We start from the raw sequence: 21,484 nt of genomic DNA, 5'->3' as shown, positions 1-21,484 counted from the left end.
CCCGGAACATTTGTAGAAAAGACAACCTTTAAATAAAGGTTGTCTTTTCTATAGTATTGTTACTCGGTAAGTTCGTTCTTGATTAGACCGAGCGTTATCGATTTTGCAATCACTTTGGAGCGGCTGTTTACATCTAATTTTCCGAAAAGATTGCTTACATGGCTTTTTACCGTGCCGACAGTTATATTAAGCTTTGCCGATATTTCACTATTGGAACAGCCCCTTGCCAGCAAGGCGAGAACTTCTTTTTCTTTTACTGTTAGCGGGTCATAATTTTCCAGGGTAGCTTCTGGCAGTGCTGTTCTGGTATGGCTTTCCGGATTGCCTTTGGACAAGAGGACATTACCGGCATCGCGATTATAAGCCCGGATGGCCTCTACAATAACCGACCTGATAGAGACTGCCGGGGTAGGTTTAGTAAGAAAGGCGTTAATTTTGCCATGATTTACTGCATCAATAGCCATTTGCAGCTCTGCGTGGCCTGTGAGCATAATTCTTTGAACGTTTGTATCCAAAGCAAGCAGCCTGGCGAAAAGCTCTATGCCGTTCATCAACGGCATACGGTAGTCCGAAATTACGGCTGCAAAAGGCCCCTGATATTCAAAAAGCTTCAGGGCCTGGATGGGGTCCTTGGTTGTAACTATTTCGAAATACCCTTGCATTATACGCCGCATGGAGGCAAGAAATTTTTCATCATCATCGACGATCAAGATTCGGGTAATAACTGCTGGATGAGCCAACGCGTCACCTCCTCTCAAACAGACCTGCAAAAATAACGGCAACTAATAATTATATTACATTGATGCCGATATTTCCTCTAACTTTCGATAGATTTCTATGATTATGTAAAATACCAGGAAAAAGCAAGTAAATAAAGGAGTCTCATATAATATTTATTATTTTTGACGTATAACTTTCGATAGATGTTAGTTGCTGCCGTTTGCTTTATTATGTAGCTGTGGGTTGACAGAAAAAGTTAGTACCCTGCGTCACTTAAACATGAGATTAGTCGCCGAGAATTTTTTCGCAATACAGGCGTAAAAGCCTCGCATCTCGGACATGTGTAAGGCGACGCCGACTCCGCCGTGCGGAAAAAGACTGCAAAATAAGCCATGCCTTTAGGTGACACAGGGTACTAGGGTTTAGCCAGTAATGTGTCCTAAGACTATAAAGGAGGAGAAGAGTGAAAAAAGTACAGCTATTAATATTCAAATATGGGGCTGCAAAATATGGAGTGCCTGTTGAATATGTTAAGGGAATCATCGGGAACACAAAATTGGGTAAACTGTCTGATTTAGGTAGGCAGAGCTCCCTACTTATCTATGTTGATGGAATTCAGATAACAATAATTGCTGATGAAATTATTAAAATATCTGAACTAGAAGCTAAGCAGCCCACATTGGTAACAGGTCTGGGAAATTTTCAAATCTGGCGGCTGTAAAGGTATGTACAAAGCTACATCCGGGTGCCAGGTATAAAGAGGAGGAAAACAATGACACGTATAACAATTAGAAGCCAATTAGGCGCAATGTTTGGGATTGTCCTTACATTTTTAGCCGTATTACTGGGGGTTATCATTTATCAGTTTCAGTCGGCGATGGTGAACTATCAGGATTTATTGACCGGTTCTGTAGCAAGAACCGTAGAGTTGCTCCGGGCTCAAGACCATTTTCACAGCGGAGTGGCTGAATACCGGGGATATATGAGCTATGGTGAAGAACATTACGCAAAAGCTGCCCTGGATAAGTATGCTGTAAGCTTGAACGACATTAAGCAGTTTAAGGAAGATGTAAATTCACCGGAAGCCAAACGAGAGGCGGAAAAATTAGAAAAAGACGTGATTTCCTATGTGGACGATATGAAAAGAATAATTATCATGAAACAAACCAAGGACCCTGGGATGGATGCGGCCATAATTGCAGCCAGGGAAAAAACAGAACAAGTGAATACACAGTTTCAGGTCGCTTTTGACATTCAAAATAAGGTTCGCCACCAAAGCGTAGAGCTTTTGAACCAGGAGCAGGAGTTGGTGTTAAGGGTTGTTATCGGTTTCAGCATAGCCGTCATTGTTGTGACGATTATACTGGTTATCTGGTACAGCCGCAATTTGGCCACACGGGTTAATATACTGCGCGACGAATTGTTGGCTGTGAGCAGTCTGGATATCAGCACACCGGATGTTGCTTCAACCCGCAATGATGAAATTGGCGATATGGCAAAAGCCGTTATCACTATGAAAAACGCCTTGCGGAATATTGTTAATAATGTTAGAAATAGTGCCGATACACTGGCGGCCTCCAGTGAGGAACTGACCTCAACGGTGGAAGAACAGTTGCGCACCTCCGGGATCATTGCCGATACTACCGGGCAGATTGCGGCAGGGTCATCCGAGAATACCACTAATATTACAGAGATATCGGCTGTCATTGAGCAAGTAACCGCCGGCACCCAGGAGATGAGCGCCAGCGCTGCCGAGGTAAATCATGGTACACAGGAGGCGGTTGCCGATGCCAATCGCGGCATGCTGCTTATCCGGAAAATGGTTGCACAAAATACAACCATTGAAAGTTCAATGCAGGATATTAAAGAGGTAGCTAATTCACTAGTAGCCGGCTCTGCAAAAATACAGGATATAATTACTGTAATCAGCAATATTGCCAGTCAAACCAATCTGCTTGCTCTTAACGCTGCCATAGAGGCCGCTCGTGCGGGTGAGGCAGGCCGGGGCTTTGCTGTGGTGGCGGAAGAGGTACGGAAACTCGCGGAACAGAGTGCTGATGCAACCCGGAATATCGGAGAAATCATCCGCCAGATGACCACAGATATTGATTTTTCCGTTAATGTGGTGAATAAGGCGAATACAGAGGTTGAGGTCGGAAAACTTGCTGCCGCAGAAACCGAGCAAGGGTTTGAAGCCATTGTTGAAAAACTGGCACAAACACAGTCCGGTATGGAACAGATCACCCATGCCGTTGAAGAGACGGCCAAAGGTATGCAGGCCATTGTAGCCAATGTGCAGAATATCAGCACAGTATCAGAGAAAACCAATGCCAGCACTCAGACAGTGGCAGCGGCAGCTGAAGAACAGAACGCCAGTCTGAGCGAAATTAGCAGCAGCGCAGAAGCACTGGCAGAATTGGCTACTGCTCTTAATGAAACCATCAGAAAATTCAGGGTATAACTAACTAGAGACAAAAAACATATGAAATCCAATAAAGTTTTTAAAACTTCATTGGATTTCATATTGTTTACGAATTATATTTTGTTCAAGGCTTTAACTGTTCTTTCATTTACCACATTACCAGTATTTAACGTTGTTTTCGGCTCAATAAGCATTACATGCACTTCCTCGTCTGCAACAGGAAGATGTTCAACGCCTTTGGGAATGACAATACATTCACCTTCATTCAGCAATACCTCTTTATCCCTGAATTTTATTAATAATGTTCCTTTTACAACAAAAAACAGTTCCTCCTCTTCATCATGGTGATGCCAAACAAATTCTCCTTTTAATTTGGCCAGCTTGATATAGGAATCATTTAATTCAGCGACAATTTTAGGACTCCAATGCTCTGTAAAAAGATTAAATTTCTCTGCAAGAACTATTTTTTCCATAGTTTACACTCCCATCTATTTATGCAATCTCTAACACCTTCGATTATGGAAATAAAAATCCTGCACCATTATCATATGGATGCAGGATTTGATTATATATTGCGCTGTGCTTCTTTTGAGCCAAGGGAAAACCCGATAAATCCTAAACAGATAATACATCCGCCCACACCATACATTATCCCGTATCCCCAGTACTCTCCGACAATTCCGAGTATCACTGCCCCGGTGGTAATGCCAATATCCATAAACGAAGTAAAAAAAGCCAGTGCGCTTGCTCTCTCATGAGGTAATGTCCGGTCTACCACAAAAGCGTTGAGTGCAGGCATAAATGCACCAAATCCCAACCCAAAGAACCCGGCTATTATAATCAGCATTTCTACACTTTCTAAAAATGGCAGTAGAAAAGCGGCTATCGCCAAAAGCGCCAGGAAAGGAAGAATTACTTTCCGCCGTCCGTAACGGTCAGACAGCTTTCCGGCTAATACCCGACTGATTAGCGTAAAGATTGCGTAGGTTGTAAAAAATACGCCAAAGTTAACTATCCCCTGTTTGGGTGCATATACAGGCAAAAAGGTGATTATTGCACCATATAAAGTGGCCGCCGCAAAAAAAGTCATTGAAGCAACCATAACCGCTTTTTGGCGGGCAACTGCCCAAATACTGATGGTTTGTTTATTGCCGGCTTCCGGCCTGATTTCATCAATGAAGCAAGTGGCTAAAAAGCCTGCGGCGGCGGTAAGGAAAGAATAGAGGAATAACTGAGAAAAATCATGCGTTGTCGCGATAATCATAGTACCCCAGGCAGGGAAAAGTGCCATCGCCACCACATTGGCCACACCATAAACCCCCATGACTTCTCCGCGCCGGTTATGGGGGGCTAAATCTGCAACATAAGCAAAGGCGGCAGCTAAATAACAACCATGGGCAATACCATGAAATGTTCTCAATGCATACAACGGAACAACCTGTTGTATCTGCCCATATAGCACAAATAGTAATGAAAAAAAGCCGGCACCCAATAGCATCATTTTCTTCCGGCCGTAGCCATCGGCTTGCTTGCCGAAGTAGGGTCGTAAGATAACAGAGGCCATAGTAAAAATTCCGACCACGATCCCGATCTGACTTGTTGTTCCTCCCAATTCTGCTACAAATTGCGGGATTGTCGGCAGTAATAAGTAAAAGCTGCCGAAATATAAAAAGCCGGAAAGACAAACTAAAACAAAGTTTCTTGAGAGCAAGCTAAATTCATTCATTGTTACCCCCCTTTAATATACCAGCATTTGCAAAAGCATGGTATCCTATTGTTCGGCCTATATCCATATCATTTGTTCTATAGTTAATTTCTAATTATATCATAATGACGGCAAAAGAATAATATCCTGCCTTACCCAAAACAAAAAAAAGCTGCCTGTTTCAAAGGCAGCTTATAGTCAAATTCTATTTTTCTGGAACATTCTTTTCAACTAGTTCACAGTGTTCCGGGCAACTGGTATCTTCACTGTCACAACGTGATTCTTCACAAACCAAAACTTCCTCAACTTTACGTTTATCATCTTCTTTTTTCAATGACCCCGCCCCTTCCACTATTGTTGTTGTGTCAATTAATATCTTCTATTATTTAGTAATTCAAATATACACTGATTACCGGTAAAGGTCAATACTTTTTTAATACAATCCTATCCAGGTGCAATTGCACGCATGTGGCAATTAGAACTTTGTTACAAAACCAAAGGAAACTCCATGGGCGTCATACCCGGGATTATGGGTTTTAAAACCATTAGAAACATGCATGAACATATATCCGAGATTCAGTGAAGAGTCTTCACTGATTTTATAACTGAATGTCGGTCCAATCCGCCACATAAAATTATAATATCTTCCTCCGGCGGGAAATACTTTATCATATAGGATAACGCCGCCACTCATCTCTAATGCTGCCGCTAGTTTGCCTGAGTGATATTTTTCATCGCGAATCATGTAAATAGGCCCGATGCCGACCGCGGAACTGTCTTGAGGCTCTCGGTACTTTAAGGTTACATCCCCGCGCGGCCGGGTTATTGTAATGCCTCTATAAATGGACTTATTCTTTTTTTCAGAAATTTTTTCTAGTATATGTAGTGATACCGTATCAAGATCGCGGTCACTTGAGTGTGGAGTCAGGTAATCCCAGTTCAGCTCAAGCTTGGATTCGGCCGCATAGCAATATGAATTTGCCGGCAGGCAAATCAGAAAAAAATTAATGATCGCTATGAAATAAATTAATCTACGCACAATACGCCACTCCCCTGCTGATTCTATATTGCAGTTATATAGCTGCCATTACGCAAAAATAACCATAACTTTCTGTGCGAAAGATACATGGCTATAATTAATATTCTGTATTTCATATGCTTTTTCCTGTTAAATTATCATAGCTGCAATTAAAAATATGGGCTTCTCCTATTCTTTCGCTTCCGCCTCCCACGAACTCTCCGATATTCATTGAAAAAATTATAAAAAGCACCCCGCAGGATGCTTAGCTGTAACATTTAATTCAGTTCTATCTTCAGCTCATCATAGTCCTCAAAATCGTCCAGGACCCCGCTCAGTGCCTTCTCAATATTAGCAAGAGTTACCGTAAGAGGGTTATTGGCATTAGCCAAATGAAGATCGAACCCAAATATTTGCCTGTCATTAACAGTATAGGCTTTATTGTTGCCAACGTGAAGATTTGAAATTACTTTGTTTTGAAATAATCTGCGAGCCATTTCCTTATATAATTCCGTATTTGTACTAACCGGCTCTTTTGTAACAATTTCAACAGAAAATATTGTGAATGCTGCATTACACGAAGTACACATGTGTTAACACTTCCTCATATTATTTTACGAAAAAACCAAGAACCTGCCTGAACTCATAAAGCATATTGTAACGATATTTATATTCTAACACCAATGATAATTATTTTCAATGATTTTAAAAAGACAGGTTTAATAACCTGTCCCCCATAGTTCCAACGAGCCGGTTGCGAAATCTTTATTTTAATATCCCCAGTGATCCCTTCCAAGGACTTATCCGCTTACCTGAACCTTGGATAAACCGGCAAGGGGAACAATAAATCCACCGTTGTCCCTGTGTAGGGAACGGTGGATTTGTTGTATAGATTACTACACCCGTCCGGCTTTAAAACTTAAGGGTTGCACCAATGGCAAATTCATCTTTATCCCTGCCATGATCAGGCATGAAATTGGTGTATGTAAGATTAAGATCAACATTGGCAGCTATTTGATAGCCGGCACCTACTTGTACTTCGTTAAATTCATCACCAGCTATGAAAGCAGCAAAACCATCAAGCTTTGGCGCCAACGGCCCCTGCAAACCCAGGCCGAGATACATGGATGAATCATTATAATCAAAATCCCGGTGGCCAATTATGCCTTTGAGATTATTAGAAAACTGATATTGCCCATAAAAGTCTTTCATATCACCATAGTAATCACGGTCAATGGATTGATAGCCAATCGTAAAACGGTCTGCAAGCTTATGTTCAATATAGACCGTATCACCACTTACCCCCACTGCCGTTTGTCCGTTATCCAGATTGTTAAGCGGTGCGGCAAAAGCCGTCCCTGCACTCAAAGTAACGAACGCCCCTAAAATAAGTAAACTCTTTTTCATTGTAACTCCTCCTTTAAATTATAACTGTTCTACCAAGCTCTTTTTTTTGAGGTAAGTAACTTACCCATATAATTATCTACTAAGAAAATTTTACCTGATAATTTTTAGATTTTTCTTAGAATCAGTATGCCTATCACATTTTTTCAAAAATACAAAATGAGTCAGAGAACCGTTCCCTGACTCAAGGGGGCCGTCTCTTGACTCATCTTAACTCATATCAGGTACCGCAAAAGGTTTGATAAGGAAGGGTTGATGGCTCAGGCGGCTTGGAGTAAGCAGCTTGTTCCGGTGAGTGTGCGTAAGGGCTTGCCAGGACATCCAGGAACCGGTGCATCGGGCTGTAATCTCCTTGCCCTGCGGCTGCCAGTACGGCTTCGACACGATGGTTGCGAGGAATTACCGCAGGGTTGTGGCTGCGCATCAACTGGTCAGCGGCCGCTTTTGATTCTTGCTGCCTGCCTAGTCTCGCCTGCCATAGTTCATACCACTGAGCAAACTCGGCGGTGCCAAACAGGACCGTATCTTCCGGTTTTGCAAAAGTTAACGCCAGGAAGGTGTTGGTATAGTCTGCACGATACTGCTGCATGATACGGAGAAGTTCGGTAATGAGAGCCGTATCCAGTGCCTCTTGGTTAGCTATTCCCAGTTTCGCTCTCATTCCCGCAAGCCAATTGCGGTGATACAACTCAGCAAAATCGGCAATCGCATCCTGGGCCAGTTTAACAGCCTGCTCTTGCTCGGCATGCAGCAGCGGCAATAGGGTTTCAGCAAAGCGAGCAAGATTCCACCCGGCAATCTGCGGCTGGTTGCCATAGGCATAGCGGCCTTGAACGTCAATAGAGCTGAAGACGGTCGCCGGATCAAAGGTATCCATAAAGGCACAAGGGCCATAATCAATGGTCTCCCCGCTAATGGTCATGTTATCGGTATTCATTACTCCGTGGATAAAGCCCACCAGTTGCCATTTGGCAATCAGTAGCGCCTGACGCCTGACCACTTCCCGGAGCAGCACAAGGTATCGATTCCCATCGGTTTCAATGTTGGGAAAATGACGCTTTAGGGTATAGTCAGCCAGAACCCGGAGCTCCTCAAGGGTACCCCAGTTCGAAACATATTGAAAAGTCCCGACACGTAGATGACTTGCCGCCACACGGGTCATAATTGCGCCAGGCTGTGCGGTTTCGCGGAGCACCGGCTCACCGGTTGTTACCACCGCCAGGCTGCGGGTGGTGGCAATACCCAGCCCATGCATGGCTTCGCTGATAATGTATTCACGCAGCATCGGTCCAAGTGCCGCACGCCCGTCACCCCGGCGGGAATAGGGAGTTCTGCCTGAACCCTTGAGCTGGATATCGAACCGTTCACCCTGGGGAGTGATCTGTTCGCCAAGCAATAGCGCCCGGCCGTCTCCCAACATCGTAAATTGCCCGAATTGATGACCCGCATATGCTTGAGCAAGCGGCAAAGCACCGTCAGGGATACGATTGCCGGCAAGTGCGGCCACGCCAGCTTGGCTTTGCAGTACCTGGACATTCAGACCCAGGGATGCTGCCAAAGGATGATTAAGCAACACCAGGTTAGGTGAGCGTACAGGGGTTGGATTAAGGCTGCTAAAAAATGCTTGCGGCAGGCCGGCATAACTGTTGTCCAGATTCCAGCCTGTTTCAGCTATTGCATTTTCCTCCATCATCGTATCTCCTTTGCGTCTGTTAGTCTGTTGTATTTAGTATTACCCGCTCTTTATACCAATACAAGACAGCCCGCTTGAGTGCCGGATATTTATTGCTAGAAAAACAGAAAGCACCTGCCAGATTCAGCCAAATTAGCGGGAGCATCTCTGTTTTTTTTATGATAGCTGCTATCGGCAATGCCAGTGTCCGATCTTTTCGTTGTCAATAGCGGCCGATTCATTGTCCAAAGCGGTGGCAGCTGCGGATTTTTGAGTAAAGTTATCCACCAGCTTTTTAGCTACCCGGACATTGGCCAGCCCACCGGGACCACCAATGCAGCCGCCGTAACACGACATGCCTTCCAGGAAATTTGCCTCTACTTTGCCAGCCTGGAGCTGCTGAACAGCCTCCGCACAATTCTCAATTCCTTCGGCATTAAGAGGTTTGACGACAGCTGCAGGATCAAGCCCGGCTACTGCTGACTGGACTGCTTTCACCAATCCACCGGCACAGGCAAAGCCGTTCCCAGTACCTGAAGCGGCCGACTCAAAACCCTTATCAGGCACCAAATCAAGTTCAATTCCCTTGCCGGTAAACATAGCGGTCAGTTCTTCAAAAGTAAGGGCATAGTCCACTAATCCGGCATGCTTGCGGGCTTCCGCCTTTTTGGCAATACAGGGCCCGATAAAAACGGTAACCGCGGCCGGGTTATTGGCTTTAATCAGCCGGGCTGTTGCCAGCATCGGTGAAACAGTAGAGGATATTCTGTCTTTTATATCTGAAAAATGCTTCTCTATCATAGTAACAAAAGCCGGGCAGCAGGATGAGGTCATAAATGGACGCTGTTCAGGCACAGTTGCCAAAAATTCTTTGGCTTCGTTAAGGGTTACAATATCGGCTCCGTAGGCCACTTCTTGGACCGCATAAAAACCTAACTGTTTAATTGCCTCAACGATTTGGCCTGGTTTAGTTTTAGGACCAAAATGTCCGGCAAAAGCCGGTGCCAGCATAGCATATACCTGCTTGCCGTTTAGAATGTGCTGGATAACCTGGACTACTGCAGAACTATCGCCGATAGCGCCAAAAGGACAAGCTTCCCGGCATGATCCGCACTCAACGCACTTTTTCTGGTCAATTACTGCCTTACGGTCACCACCGGCAACAATAGCTTTGACGGCACATACCCGTTCGCACGGTCGACTTATCTCAATAATGGCGCCATATTGGCAGGATTTTTTGCACAGGCCGCATTCCACACAACGGCTTTTATCTATATAGGCCCGGTTCTGTACCACCATAATGGCTGCTTTAGGACAACTGTGGATACAGTTATGCGCCAAACAATTGCGGCAGGCATCGGTAACCAAATATTTGTCTATCGGGCACTGGTCGCAAGCTTCCGGCATTACCGTAATAAGAGGCATGTCTTCCACTTTGCCGGCCATAGCCGCCGCTGCGGCTTCTTCCTGAGACAGCTTCAACGATTGACTCAAAGTCAGATTAATGCGTTGACGCAACACCGCTTTCTCTTTATGAATACAGCACCGATAACGGGGCCCCTCCTCAGATACGATAATATCCCTCACATTCACAATGTCTTTTTCCAGACGGTTCTCATATGCCATTTTTGTAATTTCTTCTAAAACCTGGCTGCGAATTCTTACAACTTCTGTAGTTTGAGATATTGCCATAGGATTGCTACCTCCATTTGAATAAATAAATTAGGATTATTGCTGCAACTAAATAAAAAGAACTTAGATTATTATTTTCAACAAAAAAGTTCTATTCCCTTCCCCACCTGAATCTTAGTCATCGGATAAACAAACAGCAAAGTATCACGTGGACCGTGTTTACGCTTCTCAGGCATAACAGATATCACCCGGCTACTACAAAGCGCATAACATAATCTAAGGAATTAAAACTTAAAGGAGGCCTTTATGTGGGATTATATATTGACGTAGAATCGGACGTAAACGTTTATGTAGAGGACCTTAACCCGGAAGGCGATAAAACAATTTTATTTATACACGGTTGGCCGGCAAACTATCAGATGTTTGAATATCAGTTTAACCAGCTTCCCAAGATGGGATATCGATGCGTTGGTGTAGACACCAGGGGATTCGGCAATTCCGATAAGCCCTGGAGAGGCTACGACTACGATACCTTGGCAGATGATATCCGTTGTGTGGTAGAAGCACTCGATTTGCACGACTTTACACTTGCAGGCCATTCCACCGGTGGAGCAATTGCCATCCGCTACATGGCCCGCCACCGAGGATTCGGGGTATCCAAGCTAGCCCTGTTTGCAGCTGCGGCTCCCAGCCTGATCCAGCGTCCCTATTTCCCTTACGGATTACAGCGGGAAGATGTAACCCGAATCATTCAGGGGACCTATACTGACCGTCCGGAAATGTTACGGGGATTTGGAAATATGTTTTTCTTTCAGCATATAACCCAGCCTCTCTCAGATTGGTTCTTCAACCTGGGGCTGCAGGCAGCAAGCTGGTCCACCGCGGCGGTTGCGGCTGCCTGGCTGGATGAGGAACTTTTTTCTGATCTTGGAAAAATCCATGTTCCTACTTTAATTCTGCATGGCATTCATGACAAAGTTTGTTTATTCCCATTGGCGCTTGCCCAAAAGAAAGGAATTAGAAACGCCAAGCTTGTGCCGTTCCAATATAGCGGTCACGGATTATTCTATGACGAGTGTGATAAGTTCAATAAGGAATTGACAGATTTTATTGATGAGTAAAGGGGAGAATAACAGGCTTGCCAAAACTATAAAGACAAGCCTCCTACATCAATTGTGTCTGTCATAAGAGGCCTGCCCAGCTTGTTTTAATTGCATATACACCTGCGCGCGAATAGGTCTGGAAATGATATTTATTACAGCTTTTTACTCATGTTGTACCAAATGGCTCCACCATGCTCAGAGCTTGAAACACCGTTGTTGAGATACCCGTGACTTTCATAGAAATGAATTAAGTTCTCCTTACAGGTAAGGGTAATCGTTTCACGTTGCTTCATTCTTGCTTCTTTTTCGAGATGTGTAAGCAGCTTTGAAGCTATACCCCGTTTTTGAAAGGCTGGGGCCACCGCTAATCCTAAAATACTTTGATGGCCGCCAAACGCAGGATTTTCTTTTATATCACCAAACAAGTCATCAGTAATGAAAGCGGTGTTAATGACCGGTCCGTTCACTAAGCCGATGATGCTGCCATTCTCTTCCGCTATAAAAAAACTATCCGGAATAAATTGAATGCGTCTTGCAAACGCTGCTCGCGTCGCAGCCTCTGCCGGTGAAAAGCAAAGCTGCTCAATGACTACAAGCTCAGGTAAATCTTCTTTTTTTACATTTCGTATTGTTAACATATTCATGTTTCCTCCAAATTCAATGTTCTGCAAAATAAAGTAATTTGTAACAATTAGCCTCAGTAATTAATATTATGTTAATAGAATATAGTAAGGAGGTACTTCTGATGGGTCATGATGTCGAGATTAATAATGTTAGATTTTACGTATTACGCAACAACACAACCGGGAGTGTGTCGATACCGCTTACCTTGTCGCCAACTCCTACACCTTTGGCCTCTATTACCCTGCGTTCCAACTTTGATTGCGGCAGAGCCGTAGTCTTGAATGCAACTGTCGGCTGGCTGGCGGTAACTAATGGCACAGGAATAGACAGAGTCAATGTGTTATTTAAAATTTGGCGCGGCAGCCCTGCAACAGGTAATTTAATTTTCAGTGTCGTTGACAGCGGCGAAAGCGATTTTGACAACAGAAAGGTAACCAGCTTTACTCATGTCGATAGCAACTTTGATTTACGGTCCTCAAGGCCGCCCAGCTATTTTCTCACCGCAGAACTTCTTGATGTCGGCAGTGCGGCGACAGTTATCGGACCAATTACCTTTATTGCCACAGAATTTGAAAAGTAGCAAAAACTGAAGCAATCACTGTACGATTAGGCTCATGAGCAGACAGCTGCATATCAACACGCATCTGTTTGCTCTTTTCTCCCAGAGATAGCCTTCCTGACAAGAGTTCTATTTTCCTATTGTAACATAAAATAAAAGTTAACATATAATGTATTAAAAAGCATAAAGGAGGTTGCATGTGTGGAGCGTTGTAATGAAGATAGACCTATGCATCATGGTTGTAAACCACCAAAATGTATAGGAAAATTCAATGAAAAATTCAAAATTTATGAAGTATGCTGTCGTATAGTAGTTAAGGTTTGTTCCGTATGCGGTTTTGAATATGAACCCCAGTTTCATCATATATGCCCGCGTTGCAGAAATCATGTACCTGGCAGCTTTGGCTCCGGCGGCTTCGGTCCTGGTAACTTCGGCCCTGGTAGTTTCGGACCTGGCGGCTTCGGCTTTGGCGGTTTTGGCCCCGGTGGGTTTGTCCGGCCTGGCGGCTATGGACATAAAGTCAAGGTAATGAGTGAGCTGGCGGAGGACGAAGACGCAGACGAATAATACGCCGATAACCAGCAGAACCGCCGACATTAGTTTGTAACTAATTGCCGGCGGTTTCTTTATGTTGAATAGCACCCTATCTGAGAGCCTTTTACGTCAGATTACAGAACCGCCAAAAAGAGGAAAAATCTGCTTACATACGGAAAATATAATTTACCTGTATCCTATGACCCGGGATAATCAACAAAGAAATGAGGGATAGCATGTTTAGAAAAATTTTGGTTCCCATTGATGGCTCAACAGAAGCACTCGCAGCAGCAAAATATTCACGAAAAATTGCTGAGAAATTTGGCAGCTCCGTAACCTTACTCCACATCATTCAGCATTCGGCTTACATTATGTCCGGTGCCCATGCGGTACCAAGCTCGGTAATCGAAAGTTTGGACGAAAGAGGCAAAGAAGTTTTAGAGCAAGCATCAGAAATCTTTCAGGATTTTGATGGTTATGTAACTACCCGCATAGAATATGGTCATCCCGGCATTAAAATTACGGAAATAAGCAAGGAAAACAACTATTCATTAATTATCATGGGACGCCGCGGTATCAGTGATGTCGCCAAACTTTTAATCGGCAGTGTCAGCAATTATGTCCTTCACTACGCCGCCTGCCCGACATTAATCATCCGCGATTCCGACTAATGCCTGGCCTTAACCTCTCACCTGCTTTAAAAGCTCTGCCATATTTTTACCCAGAGTTTGGAAGGTTGCGATACCTTCTTCATCCTTTTGAACATCACCCGGATTAAGAGCCAATGTCATATTCCAATAGTGGGAGGAAGGGATAGTCATCTCGGCAATACCAAAAAAGAAGTTGATTGCCGAATAAGTAAACGTTGCTCCGGCTCTACGCACAGCAACCACTGCAGCACCAATTTTACCGCGCAGCATATCACCGCCATTCGCTTTGGCAACAAAGCCACAGCGGTCAATAAGTGCCTTAACTTCTGTGGACACATTGCTAAAATAGGTGGGAGAGCCAATAATAATTCCGTCGGCTTCTATCATCTTCTGGATAAAGGTATTCATTTCATCGTCCTGGCGTATACAGCGGTTATCTTTTGTTTCCCAGCACTTGCCACAAGCCAGGCAGCCGAAAACTTTGCGCCCGCCCAGTTGGATGAATTCCGTCTCGACTCCTTCCTTTTCCAGTTCTGCCAGAACGATTTGCAAGCTTTGTGCTGTATTGCCATTAATTCTGGGACTTCCGTTAAACGCAATCACTTTCAAATCAATCACACGTCCTTTCATTGTAACAATGATTTAGATATTGGCATTGGTGGCACTAGCAACAATTGCTGCCTGCGGTCACTCCTTTCCAAAGAATTTCTCTTCTGCTATAATACTACATGCCAGGATACATTTAGGCAAGTACGCACTTATTTGTATTATAGTATCCTTTTATATACTGCATTGTTCAATCAAACAGGGGGCTGCCGCAAGACTAATGACTGAAACAGCTTCCTGCCCGCCTGCAGCCGATAAAGCAGGGGCTTGCCGCACTAAGAAAAGTTAGTGTGACAAGCCCCATTTTCTTGTTTTATTCTGGATACGAAGCAAAACCTCCTGCCCCGCTATCGGCGGGGTAAACGCTCCACCTGTTGTCTGTTTCTGCTAAATATGACTATCGTTTATATCTACTGTCAAATTCAGCACGTCTGTAAAAAATTCAACAGGAACAAGTGTTGTACCATTAACAATTTCCGGTGCGGTGTCTAACTGAACAGCCATTTTTAACCTGCCATAATTGTTGCTGCCGATTGTCACCGTCGCCATTGTCCCCATACCGTTTTGAAGCTCAACGGTTCTTGCCTCGCCATTCCAAACCACAGTATAGCCCAAACTTTCGGCAATAACACGGAGCGGCAGCATTAATGTATTCGCATTGGTTTTTAAAATATCATGTTCACCTAATTCTAATTCTTTTTTATCTATAACAATTGTACCGGCACCGGTATGGACTCTTATATCGGCGTTAACCGGCAATAGTACCGCTTTGGTTGCACCTGCCTGTGCAGGCATGCTCATTGTCATTATATCGTACCACACAATTAATTCAGAACCAACTTTGATGGCTGCCGGCTGGGCAAAAATTTCAGGATAAATGGTCACAAGTCTTTCTGAATTGGTACAAAGCACTCTAACGCTGCCGTCCGGTCTTTGCTCTACCGCAGCAACCTGCATGTACTGACCCGGATTACCCTTTTCGGGTGTCCCGATAACTAAAGCAATGGCACTGCTTTGCGGCGGGATACTTCTGGTAACAACCGGGCTGTAGTAAGCTGTTACCACATCACCTGCTTTCAAGTCTGTGAAGGGAATGTGCGTACCATCCTCTGCATCCACAATATAAGTGCCCTCTTGTATATGTAGCACTATTTCGTTATATGAACCTTTTCCGGCAACCCTTATTCGGTTGTCGCCAATTTCTGCAATTTTACCTTTTGTCGAAATTACCTTAGGTACCGGAGTTTCGATTGTTGCTGCAGCAACAGCACCCGCCGCCTGAGCAAAGCCTGTTGTCATACTTACCATCACTGTAATTGCGAGAATGGCTGATAAAATTCTTTTCATTGTTTTCCTCCTGTCATACAGTTCATCTACAAACTATTAAACGTCTATTCCAGCAAAAAGTAACGCTACTGCTGTTTTTTTATTAAACTAAAAAACACCTCCTATGACAGATGTTTCAGTCATAGGAGGTATAATGCTCTTATTGGTTAATTCAGTTAGTAACCCGTGAAAGAAAGGCTTTCGTCCGCGCATCCTTAGGCTGGTTGAAGATGACATCAGGTGTATCATCCTCTACAATGACACCATCTTCCACATAAATGATTCTGGTGGCAACGTCGCGGGCAAAGGCAATCTCATGGGTGACAATCAGCATGGTTAAGCCTTCCTTAGCCAGTTCACGCATAACGGCCAATACTTCACCAACCATTTGCGTGTCCAGCGCTGAGGTAGGTTCGTCCATCAACAGAACCTGTGGCTGGATAGCGAGCGCGCGGGCAATGGCTACCCTCTGCTTTTGGCCGCCTGACAGCTGATGCGGCTTGGCATTAATATATTGCGCCATACCAACTTTCTCTAAAAAGCGCAGAGCTGTTTGCATAGCCGTTTGCTTATCCTGCTTTAACACCTTGACTAAACCTACCATACAGTTTTCCAGTACGGTCATATTATTAAACAGATTAAACTGTTGAAATACCATACCCACTTTTGTCCGGTACAGTGTAAGTTTGTCCTGTTCTTCCACAACATTCCGGTCGGCGTGAATGATCTCGCCCGAGGTCGGTGTTTCCAACATGTTGATGCAGCGGAGCATGGTCGATTTACCGGAACCTGACGCACCAATAATACAAATAACATCACCCTGAAAAACATCAAAACTAACATTTTTGAGGATCTCACGCTTACCAAAATACTTAACCAGGTTTTTAATTTTCAGCACCTGCTGTGAGCCCTTTGCGGAAATTTTATTATCCATCTGTCTAATTCCCGCCTTTCGTTGGAGTAAACGGCCCACAGGGATCAGCCAAAGGATCATACGGAACTAAAGCATAGTTGTCAGGACCATCCATACGCTTTTCTATCCAGAGTAAAAAGCGGGATACGGCAAAGGTCATGATAAAATAAATCGCACAAGTAATAAAGAATACTTCAAAATACCGGTAATAGGCCCCTGCGGCCGATTTGGACAAGAAGTATAGCTCAGTTACCGAAATAACATTAAGTACCGAGGTATCCTTAATATTAATAATCAGGTTGTTGCCAATTTGCGGCATAATATTGCGTAAAGCCTGCGGCAAAATAACATAGGACATAAGCTGAAAGTGATTCATGCCAATGGCTTTGGCAGCTTCTTTTTGACCAACATCAATGGAGATGATGCCACCGCGGACAGTCTCCGCCATATAGGCACCGGTATTTACAGACACCACCAAAAAGCCTGCGAACAGCGGTGACATATCAATATCGTAAACCTGCATCGAGCCGTAATATACAACCATTGCCTGCACTATCATAGGTGTACCGCGGAACAACTCAACATAGGCAGCCAAAAAAGCTCTGATGCACCGAAAAAAGCCTCGTTTAACAATCCCATCCTTAGGATTAATCGGGATAGTTTGCAAAATACCGACAAATAAACCAATTACACAGCCGATGATGGTACCACCGACAGCCAATAGCAGTGTAACAAGGGCACCTTTTACAAAAAGTGCACCATATTGCTGGAGAAGAAAATAAACCCACTCAAAAAAGGTTACTGGCATAGCACTTGTCATGTTTTTTCCACCTTGATTGATAAAGTACATACGGCTTGTACCGCCTTTGACGACGGCATAAGTCGATATTGCCCTTATCTTGTTTTTAAGAAAGTTATACTTGCTGTTAGGATAACAAATCTTAGGGATGGCGGCTGCCATCCCTAAGTACTACTGATTATTTCGCTAATGGTTGTTTCTTAATGGCTTCTTCCATCATTTTATCGCGATCAGCTTCTGTCATTGTACTCAGTGCTGTATTAATTTTCTTCAGCAGTTCTGCACTGGTTCCTTTAGCAACCGCAATACCCATTTCAACTTCTTCTTTTTCTACTTTAAAGCCTTGTCCATCTTTAAAGTCCAGCATAACTAATCCGGGATTGGCATATACGGCAGCCATAGCCGTCGGCTTATCGGTAGCCACAACATCTACCTTACCGGAAGTCAGGGCAACAATCATCCCTGGAACATTATCAATAGCAGGTTGGATCTTCGCATCAGGAATTTGTTTTAGCAAGTCATACCAAACGGTATTAAGCTGCGATGTAGCAACAGCGCCTTTAAGGCTGTCCAGATTCTTAGCATCAGCAAAAGGGGTGTTTTTCTTCGTAAGGGCAACAATATCCGCATTGTAATAAACAGAAGAAAAATCCACTGTTTCTTTACGCTTGCTGGTAATACTCATACCAGCGATAGCTGCGTCAATCTTACCGGCGTTGATAGCAGGGGCCAAGCCATCCCACTCAATTTTATGTATTTCCAGTTCATACCCCATAGAGTCGGCAATCTTTTTAGCTATCATCACATCATAGCCCAAGGCATATTCCTGACTGCCCTTAATTTGTACCGCTCCGTTATCAGGCGTAGTTTGCGTCCAGTTAAACGGAGCATAACCACATTCCATACCAACGCGCAGCACCTTTTTGTCCGCCGGTTTGTTCTCTGCTGCTTTTTTGTCACCGGAACATCCGGCCAGCATCACGCCAAAAGCGACTATTGCTAAGCACAGTACCATCCTCAACATCGTTTTGTAATTTTTCATCCTCGCTCAACCTTCCCCTTACTCATTTATAAGTAACACGTATAATTGTAGCAATCCATAGGAATAAATGTCAAGCTGTATACATCATATCTGGCAATATCAAAGTATATTTATTGTCACTTTATCAAGTAAATACCTAGCACAAGAGGCAGCTTCCGGAGAACCTGCCTCTTGTACAATTATCTGTACCCAAGCCCGGGCTCTCCCGGGATGTTATTGAGCTACTCCTTTTGCATTCTGCTTTTGCCGGCGAGCCTTCATGATTTGGAAGCCTGTAACAAAAAGCAAAATAACAAGTCCGATGGCATCGGTAACCAAGCCCGGATCAACCATCAAAATCCCCCCCAGGAAAAAGAGGGCCCGTTCAATATAATTGGCGTCGGTGATGCAATAGCCCACCATCGCTATACTCAAGCCCATCATCCCGCAAATGGCTGTTAGACTGCTAAAAAGTATTGATCCTGCCGTTGCGCCAATCATCAGCAATATCGGTGAAAGCACAAAGATGTACGGGACAATAAAGGCCGCTATCGCCAGCTTTGCCGCATTAACACCTGTTCGCATCGGCGCCGCACCGGCAATGCCTGCGCCGGCAAACGCAGCCAACGCTACCGGCGGAGTAATATCGGCAATAATGCCAAAATAGAAAACAAACATATGCGCCGCCAATATAGGCACTCCCATCTGCACCAGCGCCGGAGCAGCAATCGTCGAGGTAATTACATAGTTGGCTGTTGTAGGAACACCCATGCCCAGAATCAACGAGGTGATCATGGTAAAGAACATGGCCGGCAGCAGCTGCCCGCCAGCCAGCTCAATCAGCGCTGACGCCAGCTTTAAGCCAATCCCGGTTTTGGTGACAACACCAATGATAATACCGGCAGTGGCACAGGCCACTAAAACTCCCAGCACACCGCGCGCACCATTCTCCAAGCCCTGAATGATTTGTTTGGGAGTTATCCTGGTAGATTTGCGCAGCATAGAGGCCAAAATAGCAAGAACAATCGCCCACAGAGCGGCTTTCATCGGCGTATAGCCTGCAACCAGCAAATAAACAATGACAATCAAAGGCAGCGCCAGATGGCCCCGCTCAAGAAACAGCGTCTTAAACTTAGGCAGCTCCTTCCGGGGAATGCCTTGCAAGCCTTCCTTACGGGCTTCAAAATGAATCCCGATCCAAATGCCGGCATAATAAAGAACGGCCGGAATCACAGCTGCCTTAACTACCTCAATATAAGGAATACCAACAAATTCAGCCATAAGGAACGCCGCCGCTCCCATGACAGGCGGCATTATCTGTCCGCCTGTTGAGGCAGTCGCTTCGACGGCCCCGGCAAATTCTGGCTTATAGCCAAGCTTTTTCATCATGGGGATCGTAAGACTGCCTGTGCCAACAACATTGGCAACCGAACTGCCGGAAACAGTTCCCATTAAAGCACTGGATAAAACAGCAACCTTGGCCGGCCCGCCTCTGGCCCAGCCGGCTATAGCATTGGCTATATCAATAAAAAATTTACCCAGACCGGTCATTTCCAAATACGCGCCAAACAGAATAAACAAAAAGATAAAGGTGGAAGAAACGCCCAAAGGAATACCGAAGATGCCTTCGGTAGTAAAGAATAAATGGCCGACCAGCTCACCGATATCAACGCCTTTATGTGCCAGCATATCCGGCATATAAGGGCCGGCAAAAGCATACACAATAAAAGCACACGCGACGATGACCATAGGCCAGCCAACAACCCGCCGGGCAGCTTCCAAAACCAGCACAACGCCCAGCAAACCCATAGCAAAATCGCTGCTTGTCACCGTACCGGCTCTTAGAACAAGCTCTTGATAGAACGTGACAACATATACAGGAGCCGCGACGCCAAGAATCGCCATCAGCAAGTCAAAAGGATGCAACTTGCTTCTTGACCAGGATTTACGCGCCGGATACAGCAAATACACAAGCGCAAGTCCAAACCCCAGGTGGATTGCCCGCTGCAAATGAGCATCCAGAACGCCAAATATCGCAGTATATAATTGAAACAAGGAAAAAACAATAGCAAGAACACTGACAACATAGGACATAGAGCCGGTATACTGGCGTGAGTCGGATTCTTTGTCATATTTTTTTAATATTTCTTCAGCGGAAAGACTTTGCTTCATTGAGTCAAATTCGCCTCCCATCATCTTTTGTGCGAAAAAGTATGTGATACATCCCAGAACGGAAGCCTCCCGTCAAAACCAACGTGAATACAGCGGTCCCACCCGAACAGTAACGAGAGTTCCCGCCGGAAATACGCTATAGAGAGGAATCGTCCGGCCAGCGTAAGTTAGCGATAATTTTGCTTCCGGCCCGGTACGCAGACGTAAGCACTGTTGGGGTCTGTTCATTCCCCGCATAACAAATTTACCCTTCTCTGCCTGGAAAATCCCATCTTCTGTTAAAAAAGGAAGTCCCACCCCAAAAGATTGATACTCGGTGGAATCCAAAATGAAAATACCCGAGTCTTCAATAATAAAATTTTCAATAACCGGTGTCCGCTGCACAGAATGGACAAAGGAGAGACTTAACTGCTCGCCGGCTTTCACCGGGATGGTTTGATAAATTCCCTGAGTTGTCTCAATAAATACACGTGGCGGCAATATGACTCCGGCAAACCAAAGGATACATCCGCCAAGGATACTGACGGCAATAACCGGATAAAACCGTGTTCTTATCATAAAAAGCCGGACAACGGGTTACCTGTTGTCCGGCATTCCCTCCCAG

Annotated in this window: 23 protein-coding genes; 6 read left to right on the top strand and 17 right to left on the bottom strand. The window is 44.6% G+C overall.

What is annotated here, in order from left to right; all coding sequences use genetic code 11:
- Nucleotides 1-59: 59 nt before the first annotated feature.
- Complete coding sequence (locus SPSPH_RS05625) at nt 60-740, bottom strand: response regulator transcription factor (protein ID WP_075754041.1); 681 nt, start codon at nt 738-740, stop codon at nt 60-62.
- A gap of 443 nt (nt 741-1,183) precedes the next feature.
- Between SPSPH_RS05625 and SPSPH_RS05620 the strand changes: the two genes are divergently transcribed.
- Nucleotides 1,184-1,441 carry a hypothetical protein gene (locus tag SPSPH_RS05620; protein WP_075754038.1) on the top strand — a complete coding sequence of 86 codons (258 nt, stop codon included), beginning with the start codon at nt 1,184-1,186 and terminating at the stop codon, nt 1,439-1,441.
- Nucleotides 1,442-1,492: 51 nt separating this feature from the next.
- Complete coding sequence (locus SPSPH_RS05615; RefSeq protein ID WP_075754036.1) at nt 1,493-3,181, top strand: methyl-accepting chemotaxis protein; 1,689 nt, start codon at nt 1,493-1,495, stop codon at nt 3,179-3,181.
- Nucleotides 3,182-3,255: 74 nt separating this feature from the next.
- Here the strand turns inward: SPSPH_RS05615 and SPSPH_RS05610 are convergent, their stop codons facing one another.
- The 8 genes from SPSPH_RS05610 to SPSPH_RS05575 form a co-directional block, all read right to left on the bottom strand.
- Nucleotides 3,256-3,615 carry a cupin domain-containing protein gene (locus tag SPSPH_RS05610; protein WP_075754034.1) on the bottom strand — a complete coding sequence of 120 codons (360 nt, stop codon included), beginning with the start codon at nt 3,613-3,615 and terminating at the stop codon, nt 3,256-3,258.
- 92 nt (nt 3,616-3,707) lie between these two features.
- Nucleotides 3,708-4,868: an MFS transporter gene (locus SPSPH_RS05605; RefSeq protein WP_075754032.1), complete on the bottom strand. Its 1,161-nt coding sequence runs from the start codon at nt 4,866-4,868 to the stop codon at nt 3,708-3,710.
- Nucleotides 4,869-5,052: 184 nt separating this feature from the next.
- Nucleotides 5,053-5,181 carry a hypothetical protein gene (locus SPSPH_RS05600; protein ID WP_255430463.1) on the bottom strand — a complete coding sequence of 43 codons (129 nt, stop codon included), beginning with the start codon at nt 5,179-5,181 and terminating at the stop codon, nt 5,053-5,055.
- A 141-nt stretch (nt 5,182-5,322) separates the two neighbouring features.
- Nucleotides 5,323-5,886, bottom strand: coding sequence for an acyloxyacyl hydrolase (locus tag SPSPH_RS05595; protein ID WP_075754030.1), 564 nt, complete (start codon nt 5,884-5,886; stop codon nt 5,323-5,325).
- A gap of 257 nt (nt 5,887-6,143) precedes the next feature.
- A complete protein-coding gene (locus SPSPH_RS05590) occupies nt 6,144-6,455 on the bottom strand; it encodes a hypothetical protein (protein WP_075754028.1) in 312 nt (103 codons plus the stop codon).
- Between the two features lie 322 nt (nt 6,456-6,777).
- Nucleotides 6,778-7,272: a hypothetical protein gene (locus tag SPSPH_RS05585; RefSeq protein WP_075754026.1), complete on the bottom strand. Its 495-nt coding sequence runs from the start codon at nt 7,270-7,272 to the stop codon at nt 6,778-6,780.
- Between the two features lie 217 nt (nt 7,273-7,489).
- Nucleotides 7,490-8,962 (bottom strand): protein adenylyltransferase SelO, encoded by a 1,473-nt coding sequence (locus SPSPH_RS05580; RefSeq protein ID WP_075754024.1) that lies wholly within the window; start codon nt 8,960-8,962, stop codon nt 7,490-7,492.
- Between the two features lie 168 nt (nt 8,963-9,130).
- Nucleotides 9,131-10,633, bottom strand: coding sequence for a 4Fe-4S dicluster domain-containing protein (locus SPSPH_RS05575; protein ID WP_233138671.1), 1,503 nt, complete (start codon nt 10,631-10,633; stop codon nt 9,131-9,133).
- Nucleotides 10,634-10,881: 248 nt separating this feature from the next.
- On the opposite strand from SPSPH_RS05575, the gene SPSPH_RS05570 reads away from it, so the two are divergent.
- Nucleotides 10,882-11,694 (top strand): alpha/beta fold hydrolase, encoded by an 813-nt coding sequence (locus SPSPH_RS05570; RefSeq protein ID WP_075754022.1) that lies wholly within the window; start codon nt 10,882-10,884, stop codon nt 11,692-11,694.
- Between the two features lie 134 nt (nt 11,695-11,828).
- Here the strand turns inward: SPSPH_RS05570 and SPSPH_RS05565 are convergent, their stop codons facing one another.
- Nucleotides 11,829-12,314 carry a GNAT family N-acetyltransferase gene (locus SPSPH_RS05565; RefSeq protein ID WP_075754020.1) on the bottom strand — a complete coding sequence of 162 codons (486 nt, stop codon included), beginning with the start codon at nt 12,312-12,314 and terminating at the stop codon, nt 11,829-11,831.
- Between the two features lie 107 nt (nt 12,315-12,421).
- Here SPSPH_RS05565 and SPSPH_RS05560 point away from each other — a divergent pair, with 107 nt between their 5' ends.
- The 3 genes from SPSPH_RS05560 (at nt 12,422) to SPSPH_RS05550 (ending at nt 14,064) form a co-directional block, all read left to right on the top strand.
- A complete protein-coding gene (locus SPSPH_RS05560; RefSeq protein ID WP_075754018.1) occupies nt 12,422-12,880 on the top strand; it encodes a hypothetical protein in 459 nt (152 codons plus the stop codon).
- 180 nt (nt 12,881-13,060) lie between these two features.
- Entirely contained in the window at nt 13,061-13,426 is a 366-nt protein-coding gene (locus SPSPH_RS05555; RefSeq protein WP_075754016.1) for a hypothetical protein, read from the top strand.
- A gap of 203 nt (nt 13,427-13,629) precedes the next feature.
- Nucleotides 13,630-14,064 (top strand): universal stress protein, encoded by a 435-nt coding sequence (locus SPSPH_RS05550; protein ID WP_075754014.1) that lies wholly within the window; start codon nt 13,630-13,632, stop codon nt 14,062-14,064.
- Between the two features lie 9 nt (nt 14,065-14,073).
- Here the strand turns inward: SPSPH_RS05550 and SPSPH_RS05545 are convergent, their stop codons facing one another.
- From SPSPH_RS05545 to SPSPH_RS05515, 7 genes are all read right to left on the bottom strand, one after another.
- Nucleotides 14,074-14,661: a flavodoxin family protein gene (locus SPSPH_RS05545; protein ID WP_233138668.1), complete on the bottom strand. Its 588-nt coding sequence runs from the start codon at nt 14,659-14,661 to the stop codon at nt 14,074-14,076.
- A 375-nt stretch (nt 14,662-15,036) separates the two neighbouring features.
- Nucleotides 15,037-15,996 carry a copper amine oxidase N-terminal domain-containing protein gene (locus SPSPH_RS05540; RefSeq protein WP_075754010.1) on the bottom strand — a complete coding sequence of 320 codons (960 nt, stop codon included), beginning with the start codon at nt 15,994-15,996 and terminating at the stop codon, nt 15,037-15,039.
- 151 nt (nt 15,997-16,147) lie between these two features.
- A complete protein-coding gene (locus SPSPH_RS05535) occupies nt 16,148-16,873 on the bottom strand; it encodes an amino acid ABC transporter ATP-binding protein (protein WP_181382942.1) in 726 nt (241 codons plus the stop codon).
- A 40-nt stretch (nt 16,874-16,913) separates the two neighbouring features.
- Nucleotides 16,914-17,708 (bottom strand): amino acid ABC transporter permease, encoded by a 795-nt coding sequence (locus SPSPH_RS05530; RefSeq protein WP_075754005.1) that lies wholly within the window; start codon nt 17,706-17,708, stop codon nt 16,914-16,916.
- A 157-nt stretch (nt 17,709-17,865) separates the two neighbouring features.
- On the bottom strand, nt 17,866-18,729 hold the full coding sequence (locus tag SPSPH_RS05525; RefSeq protein ID WP_075754003.1) for a transporter substrate-binding domain-containing protein: 864 nt from the start codon (nt 18,727-18,729) through the stop codon (nt 17,866-17,868).
- A gap of 213 nt (nt 18,730-18,942) precedes the next feature.
- Nucleotides 18,943-20,802: a TRAP transporter permease gene (locus tag SPSPH_RS05520; RefSeq protein WP_422397030.1), complete on the bottom strand. Its 1,860-nt coding sequence runs from the start codon at nt 20,800-20,802 to the stop codon at nt 18,943-18,945.
- A 150-nt stretch (nt 20,803-20,952) separates the two neighbouring features.
- The gene (locus SPSPH_RS05515; protein ID WP_075753999.1) at nt 20,953-21,438 is read right to left on the bottom strand and encodes a DUF1850 domain-containing protein; all 486 of its coding nucleotides are present in this window, start codon (nt 21,436-21,438) and stop codon (nt 20,953-20,955) included.
- Nucleotides 21,439-21,484: the final 46 nt, after the last annotated feature.

This window comes from Sporomusa sphaeroides DSM 2875, assembly GCF_001941975.2.
Taxonomy (GTDB): Bacteria; Bacillota; Negativicutes; order Sporomusales; family Sporomusaceae; genus Sporomusa; species Sporomusa sphaeroides.
Note: the sequence above shows the minus strand (reverse complement) of the source record. Positions and strands in the feature narration are given on the sequence as shown.

Excerpts from the sequence above, each read along its gene's own strand:
- SPSPH_RS05550 (WP_075754014.1), top strand. The coding sequence starts at position 13,630 with ATGTTTAGAAAAATTTTGGTTCCCATTGATGGCTCAACAGAAGCACTC.
- SPSPH_RS05515 (WP_075753999.1), bottom strand. The coding sequence starts at position 21,438 with ATGATAAGAACACGGTTTTATCCGGTTATTGCCGTCAGTATCCTTGGC.
- SPSPH_RS05615 (WP_075754036.1), top strand. The coding sequence starts at position 1,493 with ATGACACGTATAACAATTAGAAGCCAATTAGGCGCAATGTTTGGGATT.
- SPSPH_RS05580 (WP_075754024.1), bottom strand. The coding sequence starts at position 8,962 with ATGATGGAGGAAAATGCAATAGCTGAAACAGGCTGGAATCTGGACAAC.
- SPSPH_RS05610 (WP_075754034.1), bottom strand. The coding sequence starts at position 3,615 with ATGGAAAAAATAGTTCTTGCAGAGAAATTTAATCTTTTTACAGAGCAT.
- SPSPH_RS05605 (WP_075754032.1), bottom strand. The coding sequence starts at position 4,868 with ATGAATGAATTTAGCTTGCTCTCAAGAAACTTTGTTTTAGTTTGTCTT.
- SPSPH_RS05585 (WP_075754026.1), bottom strand. The coding sequence starts at position 7,272 with ATGAAAAAGAGTTTACTTATTTTAGGGGCGTTCGTTACTTTGAGTGCA.
- SPSPH_RS05540 (WP_075754010.1), bottom strand. The coding sequence starts at position 15,996 with ATGAAAAGAATTTTATCAGCCATTCTCGCAATTACAGTGATGGTAAGT.
- SPSPH_RS05590 (WP_075754028.1), bottom strand. The coding sequence starts at position 6,455 with ATGTGTACTTCGTGTAATGCAGCATTCACAATATTTTCTGTTGAAATT.
- SPSPH_RS05575 (WP_233138671.1), bottom strand. The coding sequence starts at position 10,633 with ATGGCAATATCTCAAACTACAGAAGTTGTAAGAATTCGCAGCCAGGTT.
- SPSPH_RS05525 (WP_075754003.1), bottom strand. The coding sequence starts at position 18,729 with ATGAAAAATTACAAAACGATGTTGAGGATGGTACTGTGCTTAGCAATA.
- SPSPH_RS05530 (WP_075754005.1), bottom strand. The coding sequence starts at position 17,708 with ATGACAAGTGCTATGCCAGTAACCTTTTTTGAGTGGGTTTATTTTCTT.
- SPSPH_RS05565 (WP_075754020.1), bottom strand. The coding sequence starts at position 12,314 with ATGTTAACAATACGAAATGTAAAAAAAGAAGATTTACCTGAGCTTGTA.
- SPSPH_RS05520 (WP_422397030.1), bottom strand. The coding sequence starts at position 20,802 with ATGTCCTATGTTGTCAGTGTTCTTGCTATTGTTTTTTCCTTGTTTCAA.
- SPSPH_RS05560 (WP_075754018.1), top strand. The coding sequence starts at position 12,422 with ATGGGTCATGATGTCGAGATTAATAATGTTAGATTTTACGTATTACGC.